Raw genomic sequence first — 13,159 nt, 5'->3', positions numbered from 1 at the left:
GACGGCTCCCTGCGGGCAGGCCGTCGCGGACGGGGGCGCGTGCCCGGGCCGTCGGGGTGCCTCAGGGATGGCGAGCGTGGTGACCTATGACGCAAGCGGCCAGAGAAGAGCTCGGCGTTGTCTTCGTCCATGGGTTCAAATCCTCCCCGGACACCTGGAATCACTTCCTGCGGCTGATCGACAGCGACCCGGACCCGTCCTTCGTGGCCCCCAAGACGTTCCGGTACGCGACGCGGCTGTGGAGCTTCAATCCGCTCCGCCGCATTCCCGACTTCGATGACGTAGCAGACAGCCTCAAGGGCTTCCTGGAATCCGAGACCTCGGACGTACGGGACCTGGTACTGGTGGCCCATAGCCAGGGTAGCCTCAACGTCCAGAGGTACCTGGCCCTGATGGTGACCGAGGGGCGCAGGATGGAGCTGCGCCGCATCCGCCGCATCGTGATGCTCGCGACCCCCAACAGCGGCTCCGCGTTTCTCGTCACTCTGCGCCGCAGCTGGTTGCGGAAGAACCCTCAAGTGGAGCAGCTCAACCCGCTGGTCAGCCAGATCAACCAGACCCGGCGCGTGGTGAACACCCAGATCGTGCACGCGCCCCTGGTCGCCGACCGCATACCGATGACGGCCTACGCCGGCGAGGAGGACGGCATCGTCGTGGCTGCATCGGCGTACGGCCCGTTCACCGATATCGGCGTCCTGCCCGGCGACCACTTCGGAATCCTGCGCCCCGACTCCCCCAGACACCGCTCGTACCTCGCCCTGAAGCGCGCGTTCCAGGCGGCCGCCGCCGACGCCCCGCCCGTGGAACGCGTGCGGACGGTCTCCGCGGCAGCCCTGGGCGTCCACGCCGCCCTCCCTCCGGGCGCTTCGGTCGGCCCCGTGCACCGAGGCCGCCGAGGACCTCGGACGCCTATCCGACAGCGCCTGGCGGCTCGACCTACGCAGGCAGTCGGTCCGACTCGGCTGCCGGGCCGTGCTTGCCGTGACACTCCACCGCCGCCCGGCAGCTCTTCCGCCGGATCGACGGCCCGCTCGACCCGGACCGCGCAGGGGCCGAGTGGATCGCCCGGCACATGGACATCACTGACACGAACGGCGTCGCCAGACTGCTCATGGCCTTCCGTGAGGCCGGTGCGGACAGGGCGTCCGCCGCATTGCTCGCGCGGGATCCTGTCGCCCACGCGGACCTGACCCGCCCGAACGCGGCCGAGAGCCTGCTGCGCGCCCTCCGAGGCAGCGGGGCTGACCAGGCCGCCGGCAACCTGGCCCGCCTGCTGGTCGACCGGGCCGGGATCACGGACCCCAAAGAGGCAGCGAAGCTGATCGAGAGCTCTGCCGGGTGGCCCCACCTACGGCGCAGGACCGATCCCGCGGCCTCCCTCCGCACTCAGGGACCCGGTGCTGGCATACGGCAGGCCGTCCGCGAGCCGGTTCCCGCGGAAGGGGGGACGTTCGGCCGCGACCCCGACGGAAGCCGCTCCCCGGCCTGGACCTGGCACGACATAGGCGTCCCCTCCGGCGATATATGAGCCAGGGATCGCTGACTAAAAGCCTCGTCGCCACGCCGCTGACCTGCGGAAACGCCAAGATGTCAGATGTCTGCAGGTCAAGTGCGTCCCGCACGCTACACCGGCACGCGTCAGAGCAAGGATGTTTAGGAACATCGATCCCCTCTGACGAGAAGGCCCCTTGCCTGCACTTCCGTGCGAACCAGGCCATTGTCACGCCGCAGAGCAGGCGCCGAATCGGACAGCCGCTTCGAAGTGTTCAGGGACTGACGCCGACCTACCTGATAGTGCATCAGGTAGGGGAGGACACAGGACGACTCGCAGTCCCCGAAAGCCCTCCCGGACCGGTCACGGACCGGATTTCCTGGTCAACGCCAACCGAACCCAGTGGATCACGCACGATCGCGGACGAGGGCTTCGCGCCCCTGCTCCTGATGTCGCCAGTCGGCATCACCCTCCCCGCAACCCGGCGACCCAGGTCGTCGCCAGCGCGGATTCGATCAGGTCTCGGGAAGCCTGTCCATTGACAGTGGAGGGCTGGAGGCGCCCGAACGCCCTGCGCAATAAGGCAAGCCGATCCTGATCCTTGATTGTTTCGGCCCCACGGTATCCCTCGACCTCGACCCTGCTGTCGTCGAAGACCGAGAAGCCGCCTCCCGGATGGACCGGGAGGCGAGCTCGGGCCGGGATGATCCCCAGAGACAGGACCGGCAGGTCCGTGGCCTCCAGCAGCCGGAGAAGCTGGGCTCGCATCTTCCGACCCGCCGAAATCGGTGTACAACGCCTGCTCACCCAGCAGGATGTGGACCGGCCTTCCTGGCCGATGTACTGCGCGCGAGCCGTGCGGGCAGCTACCCCTGCGTCGATGGCAGCTGGACAGCCGCAAACTCAAGCTCGACGGAGCCTCGACCACCGTCGGCGCGCTCTCCGCGGCCGAACCGTTGCTGGAACCGCCCGCCCGTTTCCCGCTGAGCTGGATCAGACCCGCGTCGTCGGCCCACAGGACTCGTCTCCTTCACCGGCAACCGCTACTCCGTCCCGCCCGGGCTGAACCGTTCCGGGTTCGGTAGAGATCTCAGATGTTGATTGTGACTGGGATTTCGTGGTGCTCAGGACCGGGTGCTGGTGGCCGCGTACTACCGCACGAACCTCATCATGAGGCAGCTCGCGCCGCTGTTCGGCTGCTCGCCGGCGACGGTGTGCCAGGGGATCCAGCGACTGCGGCCGCTGCTCGCGATCGAACCTGCCGCCCGCCCGGCCGACGCTGAACCTGACGGTACTGAAGCGGCCGGGGTGGGGCCGCCCGGTTGTGGGCATCCATCCCCCTGGAGGCACGACGGGCGGCGCCCCTTCCGGGCCCGAGCGGTGAGGGTCCCCTCCGGCGCGGAGGGGACTCTGACTCTCACACCCTGCTGACTTCCGCCACGATCCCCTGGGTTTGCTGGGCGGATACGGCGGTGGTCCGGGTCGTGATCAGGTCGCCGGCCTCGACGATCCCGCTGCCGTTGAGGTCGACGTGGACGCGGATGCCGTACGTCTCCCCAGGGTCCAGATCGTCCACGTCGACGCGGAAGGGAACACTGGCGCCGGGGGTGAGCTCCAGGTCCGTTTGCGACTGGCTCCCCGTGACGGTGGAGGGCGCGTCGCTCCGTGAGGTGCTGCGCACTTCCACCACCACCCGTGCCGCGCGGGTCGTGGGTGCGTCGGCAGGCATGGTCACCGTGCCGGTGACCGCGTAGCTCATGGTCCGGCCACCGAACTGGCCGGCCTCGGCGCCGTCCGTTCGGCGACGACGTTCTCGCCCACCCTGCTGGTCCGCTGGGATCCCATGGCGTCGAGGCGTGACAGAAGCCCGGCGACCGCGCTCGTGATCGGCAGCCCCGCGTGCTCCTCGGCGAACAGCCACTGACCAGCGGGGTTGACCTCGAAGAAGACGTACTGTCCGTCGGGCCGGCGGCGCAGGTCGACGGCGCCGTACACCAGCCCGAGGTGGCGCATGAGCCGGAGCAGCGTCGCAGTGAGGGCCGCCGGCAGGGTCACCGGCCGGACCTTGGACTCACCGATCACCATCCGCATGTCGACGGGATAGCTGGTGTCGGTGGCGTCGATCTCGGCCGCGAAGACGCGCTCGCCCACGATCGTGACGCGGAGATCGACCCCGGCCACGAACTCCTGGAAGATGACCGGGGCGTAGCGGACGGCCTCGAGATGCTCCAGGTCCTGTAGTCGCACGACTCTTGTTTCACGCCATGCCTCGGTGGTGGCGAGGAAGGACTTGAACACCGTGCGCCCGATTCCGACCTCGTCGACGAACCGCTGAGCTCGTTCGGGCTGATTGGTGACGAGAGTACGCGGCAGCGTCAGACCGACTCTGCGCGCGGCCTCCCACTGGTAGGGCTTGTGCTGGGCCATCCCGTCCAGGAGAGGGGGGTTGACCCAGGTGCAGTCCATCGCCTGGAAGAGACCGTGCAGCGCCTGGCCTGTCTCGCTGACCGCGAAATGGTGGTCCAGCGGGGAACCGAGCTTGGGGTCACAGGTGAAGGGCCGTACTCGCCTCCACCATGCCGCGTGGCACCGATCGAGCTCTGCGTGGCCGGCCGGGGTGGTGAGGGTCAGCTCTGGCCTCCCGACAAGGGGGTACTCGAGGTTGATCGCACCGCGTACGGGGAAATCAGCGAGGTCGATACGCAGAACCTCGCGCCCGGCCGCCTCCAGGTGGCTCATCACCGCCAGTGCGTGATCCTCCTCGTACGACACGATGAGGATCACTGCTGCGGCCCGGTAGAAACGCCACGGCCGAGCAGATAGTCGAGCCTGCCCACGAGTTGCGTGTGGTCCGCCATCACGGCGGTCATGCTCTGCTGGAGCCCGGCCACAGCCTCGGCGAGCCGGCCCACCTCAGCCGCGAGACCGTCGGCCTGGCCAACCAAGGACGGCGCCTGATGCCCTGTGGCCAGGATGTAAGGGCTGGTGGGTACCAGGGCAGGTGTCTGCAAGTCGATCCCCTTCGGCGGCTGGTCATGGGTCGGGTCCTTGGGCAGCTCCTTCAGCGTCCAGTCCTCGATGCGGTCCTTGGCCACTTCCTTGGACGTCTGAGGAGCGGGCGGATAGAGCGCGTGGACGCCCTCCACATCACCGTCGGACAGAAATTCACGCTGCCCCATGACGACGCCGGGGGGCAGCGGATGCCGCGGGACGATCGTCGGTTTCAACTCGTCGATGGCGAATGCGTTCCACCCGTAGTGCATGATCGACGAGAAGTCGTAGGGGCCGAAGTCGTCTCCGTCGCCACCCGCTTTGTAGAAGTTGTAGTGCTCGTCCGGCAGGATGTTGTCGAACTTGATCTCGATGAACAGATCGCGGTCTTCGCGGCTCTGCTCGTGCCACAGACCCACTGAGTGACCGATTTCGTGCATGGCGCTTCCGAGACCGCATCTCGGGCCGAGTTCGATCACCTGAAGCCCGCCCTTCCGCCCGACCGGAGAGCTGCACGAGTCGCCAGGGGTGAAGCGCACGAAGTCGGGGTACTGATCCGCGTTCGCGGGCGTGCGCAGGACAAAGCGGATGCGCGTGCGAAAGGTCCAGACATCAATGGCTCGTGTCACGCGTTCCAGGTTCGGCAGGGCGGGGTCAATTTCGTAGGGAATGAGCGCGTTGGGCCAGCGATAGTTCTCTCCCACGATTCCCACCGAGGCGAATACGCGGGACTCCATGTCGCCGGGTGCAGGAACGACGGCCTTCATCTCCTCGACCGTGCCGAGGACGATGTCGCCTTCGAAGATCGCCTTGCCGTTCACGTCGGCGAACATCAGCCCTTTGTGGCGGAACGTCGCCCCATCCACCAGCGCGGTCCCGGAGACGGGTCCGGTCCGGTACTCACCGCTGCCACGCACACCCGAGCCATACGTGTCCGGGGCACCGGTGTCCGAAGCAGCCCGCTTGCGGGAAGGAGCCTTCTTCGCGGAAGCGGAATTCTTCGCAGAGGCGGACTTCGTTCGGGCCGTGCTCGACTTCGACGCGGTCTTCTTCGCACCACGCCCCGGCTTCGACGGACTGGCGTTCATCACTCACCTCAGTGCCTGGGGGCTGTCTACCCATGTGTTCCACGTCCCGCCACTCGCCTAAAGCCCCCAATCAGGTGGCGTAACCAAGACTTCTCTGCGGCGAGGATGCAGATCACCGGGCATGCCCACTCACCCCTGAGGATGCGCCGCGACGCCCTCGGCGGGCCCATCGGGTGCACCAGGAATCGGGTGGTTCGGTCCGCGGGTGGTTCTCGTCAGTGGATCGTCGACGACGTGACAACGAGAATGGGCTCGTCGACGAAGTCGTGTGGGACGGAGACGGTCCGTGCGCCGGAGCTTGTGTTCACGGTCAGCACGACCGTGCTGTCCAGACCGGTGATGGCGGAGTCCACCGGGAGCGAGACGTGCACGAAGTCGACGGTGTGGGACGGGCTCAGCGTCAACGCGGGCACCGGGTCCCCTGGGTTGGCGATGAGCGTGATCTCCGCCTTGATGGTGCTGACACCCTCCGCCTCGAAGTTCAGCCCGGCCGCGTTCACCGTGAGCGGATGCTGCACCTCCTGCACGGTGTGGGTGTGGAACGCGAGGAAGGTCAGCATGTCTGCCTTCGGTAGCGGAGCGGCGACTTCCAGGGTGCGCGACACCTCCACCACCGTGCCGGAGCCGACGCCCTGGAGGGTGGTCGTCTGTCCAGCTTCGAGCACCCTGCCCCCGAGGGGCACGATCGGCGCCGGGCCCTGGCCGTCCCTGACATCTGCGCACTGGAGGAGCTTGAGGTCGAGTGGTCCCCGGTTCTCTGCCTGGGCGCTGGGCTGTGACCCGGGTTGCCGAGTGGTCACCAGGTCACCGCTGTGGGCGGTCCGGCGCAGGTTCAGCAGCAATTGGGTGCGCACGGGTTGGGGAAAGACGTCGTCGAGCCGGACCGCGATGGTGCCGAACAGCGGTGCCGGCCCCGGCGACGCGAGCTGTTGCAGGAACAGGTTGACGAGGGTCGCGGCCGGCGTGGGCCGGTCGTCGGAGATGTCGACGCCCACTTGGATGGTGGTGCCGTCGCCATCGGCGAAGGCAACCTGTCCGGCCGGGAAGCCTTGGAGGGTGGACGGAGTACGGGAGTCCAGCCCACTCGGCAGGGCGACGTGCAGGGTGCGTCCGACGGCCTCCGGGATACCGGTGACGTCCGCCCGTAGGCGGGCGATGTCGATAGGGTCGGCCATCGGACCGACCGTGAAGGTGAAGTGGAACCGGCAGCCGCTGAGGGAAGCGGGCGACTCGTCGACGATGGAGTCGAGGGCCGCGAGGGCGCCCTGCGCGGTGACGAGGATCCCGTAGGCGTCCGGAACAGCGATCACCGTGCCGCTGACCTGGCCGAAGAAGATGCGCTGGAGCGACGGGTACTTCGTCACGATGTCGCCGAGCGTCGTCAGTTCTCGGTACTCCGAACGCGGTCCCGCGAAGGCGTTGAGGTCGTTGCCGTCGATGATGGGCCGGGTCATGCCCTCTGCCGTGATAGTGAACCGGCTGCGGTGGTCATCGGTGTTGAAGTTGAGGCCGAGCGACAGGCTGCGGTGGAAGCGGGCGGTGCAGGGGAAGAAGACGTACGCGCCGATCCGGTCGATGAGGGACGGCTCAAAGGGAGCGCCCCCGGTGTCGCCGCCGTCACCGAAGACTTCGAACTGAAATCCCTGGAAGATCGGCCCGTGGACCGGGAAGCCGGTGTCGGGCGACGTCACGAGGGTCGTCTGGTATCCGGAGTAGGTCGGCTCGAACTCCAGCCGCAGCTCGCCGCGCCGGGTGAGGTGCACATAGGCGGCCTCGACCAGCGAACCGGACAGCTCGAAGGTGGCAGTGAAACTGGTCCCGCTGACCGTGGCCGTGCTGCCGATTACCGTATGGACGCTGACCGATCCGTCGGACTCCGTGATGGGCACGGCCAGCTTCACGACCGGCTGCAGGTCCGGCACGGGGTGCAGCTGCCCCGACTCGACGGAGGAGAGGACGCTGTCCGACAACACCTCCTTCAACGTCAGGGTGAGCGTGGCGCGGTTGAACGGTCCTCCGTCGGCGGCGACATCGCCGGGCTGGACGACGTCGAAAGCGAATTTCGGGTCCCGGGCGGGCAGGACGTACGACGGGAGGAACCACGTTGCCTCGGGAAAGGGGCCGAAGGCGAGCACATCGGGGGCAGAACTGCTCTCCAGGCGCGGGAGCAGCGGCACATCCGCAGGGAGTTCGGCGCTCCTGTTCTCGTTAAAGACCGAGTTGATGTGGTCTCCTGTCCGTCCCATCAGCCAGTGCTTCGGCTCCGCGACGAGGAATTCGTCGAACCCCTGCTCCATCTGTCCCATGGTGTCTTCCCGTCGGGATGATCCGTCGCGTCCCGGACGGGCGGTTCGGCCCGCCCGTCCGGGACATGCGGTCCGGTGGTGTCACGTGGTGACATTGGCGGCCGCGAGGACGTACCGGTTGATGGTCTCGATCTTGTCTGCGGGCGCTCTCGGCAACGGAGCGGGCAATTGCGGAATGTACTTGATCAGCCCTTCCGAGACGGGAACCCGAACCGGCTCCGAGGTCGAGTAGAAGACTGGCTCGTCGGTGAAGTTGGGCCCGAGCACCTCGACCGACATGGTGTAGCTGATCTCTTCCGCCAGGACGTACTTGTCGGAGTACACCTCCCACAACGCGTTCTTCACGTTGTCCTTGGTGACCACGATCGGCGGGAAGGTGTCGTCGCCGATGGTCGGCGTTATCTGGACGGTGATGTTGGACGGGAGCCGGACCGGAGACACCATGAAGCGCACGAACACGTAGCCGACCTGACTCGCGGTCATGACCGGGGCGTGGTCGGTGGTCAGTTCCTCGATCACGGCCACCGCCGGGTCGGTCGGGGCTATCGCCCGGGAGAGGTTGACCCGGGGGTCCTGCCCGTCGAAGATCAACTTACGCCGCAGCTTCACCTGGTCCGATGGCCAGCCGTCAACAGGGTTGTCCAGCCGCAAGAACGAGACGTTGACGAAGTCCCTGGCTGTCAGCTCCCGCCAGACGGCGGGCTTCTCCGCACCGGTCGGCTCCGTCTCGCCGGGTATGTAGTGCTGGCCGCTCGTCCGCATGGTCAGGTTGACCTGGCCATTCTCCATCGGCCTCGAGAAGTCGGGGTAGCCGGCCTCCAGCTGGACGGCCCTGAGCGGGCTCCTCAGTACGGTGCCGTCGGAGAGCTTCTCACTGAAGTTGACCTCGCAGAACCCGGCGACCTGGACCTTCTTGAAGAACTCGCCGATGTCGATGATGAACAGATACTTGTTCAGATCGGCCCGGACGGCAGGCAAGAGGTCGTTGAGGTTACCGCTGACGGTATGGCTCACGGCTACCGTCTGGTCGAGGACCAACTCCTGGCGGACGTGGACCCCATTGTGGGCATGCGTGGACTTGATCGACACGGCCGAGCCTCCGAACAGCCCGCTGAACCAACCGCGGTCGGCCGTCGCCTTGGAATCGCTCTTGGCGGGGTCGAAGTCGAAGATCTCGTGCTTGACCAGCTCGAGCGCCGTCTTTTTCATCTCGTTGACGTTCTCCTCCACCCATTTCTTGGTCTCCGCGTCGAGCACCGCATTGTTCTGCGTCATGTGCGTTTTGATGGCGCCGCTGGTGATGCACCTCTGGTATGCAAACTCCGCTTCGAGCGAGTTGATGCGGAACAGGCCGCCTGCGGAGACCGCGGCCGAGAAGGAGTCGAACACCTTGTCGATGTCGACATCCACTTCGATCGTGACACCGTTGATGTAGAAGGTTTCCTGGAGCGCGTTGGTGACCAGGAACGGCGGCGAGGCACCGGCCTTCAGCGCGCTCGCGATCTGGCCCGCGGCCGGCAGGTTACAACTGATCAGGAACGAGCAGATGCCCTGCGCCTCGATGCTGCCCTTCCCGCTGTGCTGGGCGGTCATGAGAATCTTTCCGCCCGTGACGACCGGATCCTGAACGGAACACACCACGGCGCTTTCCGTGATCGGAATGATGCCGAGCGACGGCTCCGGATCGTTGTCCTGAAAGTTGAAGAAGGGCCCGATCCGTGCCGGGATCTCGTGCTCCCGCTGCTTCAGCTTCTGAATCGCGCCGGTGATGACGCTGGGCGGAATGGCGAACGTCGTCGAGAACGCACAGAAGCCGCCGCCCAGTTCGGTGCCGGCCAGATCGCCGGGCGTGACGTGCGCCTCCTCCGACATCAGGCCCTTGAACAGGGTCATCTGGAAGTCGAAGTCTTGCGGGGAATCTTGCTTCCGCGCCAGGAAGACGCGGGCGGGCTGGAAGTAGTACTGAGTGGGCAGGCCCGCCTGCCGCAGCTCCGGATTGTGCGCGTCCGGGTACACCTGGAGCTGGAACGGTCTGCCGGTGTCGTCATTGACGGTGACGATGACGAAGTTCGGACCGAACAACGGCCCGACTCCCGATGCGAAGTCAGCCATGAGTGGAACCCCCTGCCGGAGGATCTAGCAGATCTGCTGGAGGAGTCACCCGGTACGGCCCGGCGCATCAAAAATCACCGCTCCCTCGTGGGCATGGAGGCCGGTCGACGGGTGCGCTGTGAAGTTACTTCGACTGTAGGCCCAACTCCCCTTGAACCGCCACCTGCCCAGATAGTTCGTTCGGCAACTGTCGGACGACCGAGCAATCTGTCCCGTACCGGTCAAGGAGATCGGCAGGCCCGCTTGACAGGGATTCAGGCATCCTCGAAGACCCCCTCCTCGGACGGATGCGTCATTCCCATCGTGTGGCCGTCGGTGACCTCTACGAAGTGGTGCAAGCTGGCACGCCGCTCGCCCGTGAACAGGACGGAGAATCGGTCCTGACACCCGCCAGATAAGCGTCGGCAGCATCATGCCGAGGCACGCCCCCCATCGCCCAACCCCGCCACCTCGACCCCGAACTCGGCCTCGCACGCACGACCGTCTCACCACACGGCCCAGGTCCCAGCGCAGCAAGAGTCGGCGAAGCCGCCCGGTCCGGAATGGTGTGCGGCATTCGCCGGCCAACTTCTCGCAAGGCCCCGCCGGCCACCAGTGACCGGGGCTCGTCCTCAGCGGTCGTGGTGGCGGGGCTTGAGTCGCCGCAGGGTGCAGCCGTCGCGGGTCAGGTCCAATGCCCTGGTGGGTGGCCTGATTGAAGACGTATTCGGCCCGCTCGTGGACGTCGGCCAGGCCGGGGCAGAGAACTGTCGCAGCCCGGTCGACTCGGAGGGCAAAGAATCTCTTCCTCCTGCACGACCAGCTCCGGCCCCTCCGGCCACCTGACCCTTCACCGCAATGGCGGTGAGGGGTCACCCCCGCGAATGCTCTCCTCCGAATGGGCGCAGCGGAAGCTCGGCAGCTGGGGAAACGCGGGCTGCGGGCCGCGACCTGCGCCGTTCCGGCCGCCCTCTCGTGGTGCTCCACATGGTTCAAAGGGCACGCCGGGATCTCCATACTCGGTCAGGGTTGGTCTCGGCCGGGGCCGCTCGGTGCTCCGCCACAGGGTTGCCGATCGAGGAGAACACGCATGGCCTTCGACGAGGACTTCGCAGCGGCGCTCGCGCAGCGTGGCATCCAGATGGATGCCGTCGACGTTCCCGCACCGGATGTGATCGGCGGTGCGCTCGACAACATCAACGGCTTCATGAGTGGCATGGACGACGCTGTACGCGAGGGGTTCGACGATAGTTCTCTCGAATTCACCGTGTGCTCGGTTCTGGCAGATCCATCGGTCAACATCGCACCTGAGATCTCCTCAATTCTCGCTGCCTACGACCGCACCCCGAACATGCGGCTCACGGAGCTTCTGCAGGCGACGCGCGAAACGCTCGACCAGGTGCAGGGTCAGGGCTAGGCACCGCTGGCGCCCGGTCAAAATCCGAACAGACGGGAGAAGAGATATGGCGATCGAGGAATTCGCTAACTGTTACGGTGCGCGGGTCCAGAACACGGTGGACACGATCATCGAGGACCTGCGCAACCTGGGGGCCGACGCGATCCGCCGGGTCGTCGAGTGGAATCGCAACCTGCGTGATTCCGACAGGGCCCTCGTGCTGGCGCTGGCGGGAATCGCGTCTGCGGTAGTCATCAAGATCCTGGAGAAGCTGCTCGGCCCCACGGCAGCCATCTGTTTCGTGGGGCTGCTCGGCGGTGCCTCGTGGGCGCTGCTGATCCGTTCGTTCACCGAGTGCGTGGACCAACTCTGACCGACCGGTCCGCGCCTGCGTCGCCAAGTTCGGCGCATTCCGCGCCCTTTGGTTGACGCACCAACTTTTCATGCACCGCATGACTGTCTCCGAGGTGCGCTCCAGGGCGGCCCGGATATGCTGGTAGTGGGGACGCGCGCTAGCGCGCGTGGCACTCGTCACATAGCGTCAAATCAAGTGGTCTGAAATCACCAAACGCACGCGTAGGGGTGACTCCCGTGGCGAAGTTCTGCACAACGCCCCGTGCCGCCGGTGCGCCCCGTTGGGCAGCGGCCAAGGTCGGCACGGTCGTCGAGTGGGTCGTCAGGCAGGAATACTGCTTCAGTAAGGGCGGATGTAACCCGTACCAACGTGGCGGCACCGGTACGGACTTCTTCGACGAGAGGTCCGATACGACACGGTGTCGATTCCTTGCGAGTTTCCTGGCCACCCGCCAGCAGCTGGATCCGGCGGACGAGGGATTCATCTCCGGCTCATGCGAGCAACGCAAGAAGCCCGTCGACTCGAGTGATGACGAGAACGAACGGTTCGCGGTGCCGGACATCATCACCCACGAACCAGACGTACGTATGGAGTTCTATGAGATCAAACCCAACTCTGCCGAGGGCAGGGAAGCCGCGCGGGCCAAGGTCGAGACGTTCCTGTCGCTGGTGGACTTCCTCGCCGTAGACAGACCGGACTTCAAGAAGTACGAAAAGGGAACGCGATTCAATCCCGATCGAACCATCACGTTCTACCAGCGCAACTATCTCGGCATCGTCCCTTGCAAGGCCTCCCTGCACTACAGGCGTGCGACGGAGCCCGAGATAGCTGAGGGCGTCATCGTCTACGAGATCTGCGCGGAGGTGGACGGGGAACTGCTTGAGTCGTTCGCCAAGGCGATCATCGTCTCAGCGGTCATCGCCGCGCTCGCCGCGCTGGCCGCCGCGGCCGTCATCATCTTCGGCGGCGGCGTGCTCGGGCCGGCGGTGCTCGTCTTCAACTCCCCCATGGGCGGTTCGGTCGGACCGAGCGGGGACAACGACCCCCAGGACGTCAGGTACGTCCAGGCGCTCCTCAACGACTGGCGGGCCAGTACGGGTGGATCGCTCATCGCTATCGACGGTTCGTTCAGCGAGGAATCGGCCGGTGCGCTCTCGGACTTCCAGAGCGTCGCCGGACTGGAGGACACCGCGGGCAGTCTGACGCCGGGCGACCCGACGGAGACCGAGCTGGAATCCACTCACCTCAACAACCTCATGGCCGCCGCGGACCTGAGCGAATTCCGGCCGGAGGGCCTCGGTGACGTCGTCTTCGGTCCGGATCCCGACGGCGTTGACACCGAGCTGGAGGAGGAACAGGATCTGCAGACCGCGTTCAACACTTTCGTCCAGCAGTACCTGCAAGATCTTCGCAACGTCGTGTAGCGCGGATCGCCGCGCC

General features: G+C 66.2%; 9 protein-coding genes and 1 pseudogene. 5 read left to right on the top strand and 5 right to left on the bottom strand.

The features are described from left to right. The first annotated feature begins 86 nt into the window (after positions 1-86). Positions 87-1,190, top strand: coding sequence for an alpha/beta fold hydrolase (locus DRB96_RS05450; protein ID WP_112447212.1), 1,104 nt, complete (start codon positions 87-89; stop codon positions 1,188-1,190). Positions 1,191-2,617: 1,427 nt separating this feature from the next. Continuing rightward, positions 2,618-2,752, top strand: a pseudogene (locus DRB96_RS05435) (transposase family protein); the annotation flags it as partial. Between the two features lie 157 nt (positions 2,753-2,909). On the opposite strand, the gene DRB96_RS05430 reads toward DRB96_RS05435, so the two are convergent. The 5 genes from DRB96_RS05430 to DRB96_RS05410 form a co-directional block, all read right to left on the bottom strand. Then, positions 2,910-3,251 carry a YbaY family lipoprotein gene (locus DRB96_RS05430; protein ID WP_112447206.1) on the bottom strand — a complete coding sequence of 114 codons (342 nt, stop codon included), beginning with the start codon at positions 3,249-3,251 and terminating at the stop codon, positions 2,910-2,912. Further along, complete coding sequence (locus DRB96_RS05425) at positions 3,248-4,276, bottom strand: MvdC/MvdD family ATP grasp protein (protein ID WP_112447204.1); 1,029 nt, start codon at positions 4,274-4,276, stop codon at positions 3,248-3,250. The genes DRB96_RS05430 and DRB96_RS05425 overlap by 4 nt, the downstream gene beginning before the upstream one ends. Next, positions 4,273-5,571: a M12 family metallopeptidase gene (locus DRB96_RS05420; protein WP_112447202.1), complete on the bottom strand. Its 1,299-nt coding sequence runs from the start codon at positions 5,569-5,571 to the stop codon at positions 4,273-4,275. Before DRB96_RS05420 ends, DRB96_RS05425 begins: the two co-directional genes overlap by 4 nt. Positions 5,572-5,786: 215 nt before the next feature. Continuing rightward, complete coding sequence (locus tag DRB96_RS05415) at positions 5,787-7,877, bottom strand: hypothetical protein (RefSeq protein ID WP_112447200.1); 2,091 nt, start codon at positions 7,875-7,877, stop codon at positions 5,787-5,789. A gap of 81 nt (positions 7,878-7,958) precedes the next feature. Further along, the gene (locus DRB96_RS05410) at positions 7,959-9,989 is read right to left on the bottom strand and encodes a hypothetical protein (RefSeq protein WP_162688480.1); all 2,031 of its coding nucleotides are present in this window, start codon (positions 9,987-9,989) and stop codon (positions 7,959-7,961) included. 1,069 nt (positions 9,990-11,058) lie between these two features. On the opposite strand from DRB96_RS05410, the gene DRB96_RS05405 reads away from it, so the two are divergent. The 3 genes from DRB96_RS05405 to DRB96_RS05395 all read left to right on the top strand — a co-directional run bounded on the left by DRB96_RS05405 (position 11,059) and on the right by DRB96_RS05395 (position 13,143). Next, positions 11,059-11,385, top strand: a complete 327-nt coding sequence (locus tag DRB96_RS05405; protein WP_112447197.1) for a hypothetical protein — start codon at positions 11,059-11,061, stop codon at positions 11,383-11,385. A 46-nt stretch (positions 11,386-11,431) separates the two neighbouring features. Then, on the top strand, positions 11,432-11,737 hold the full coding sequence (locus tag DRB96_RS05400) for a hypothetical protein (RefSeq protein WP_112447195.1): 306 nt from the start codon (positions 11,432-11,434) through the stop codon (positions 11,735-11,737). Positions 11,738-11,955: 218 nt separating this feature from the next. Continuing rightward, a complete protein-coding gene (locus DRB96_RS05395) occupies positions 11,956-13,143 on the top strand; it encodes a peptidoglycan-binding domain-containing protein (protein WP_162688479.1) in 1,188 nt (395 codons plus the stop codon). Positions 13,144-13,159: the final 16 nt, after the last annotated feature.

Source organism: Streptomyces sp. ICC1, assembly GCF_003287935.1.
GTDB lineage: Bacteria > Actinomycetota > Actinomycetes > Streptomycetales > Streptomycetaceae > Streptomyces > Streptomyces tritrimontium.
This window is presented reverse-complemented; position numbering and strand designations above follow the sequence as displayed.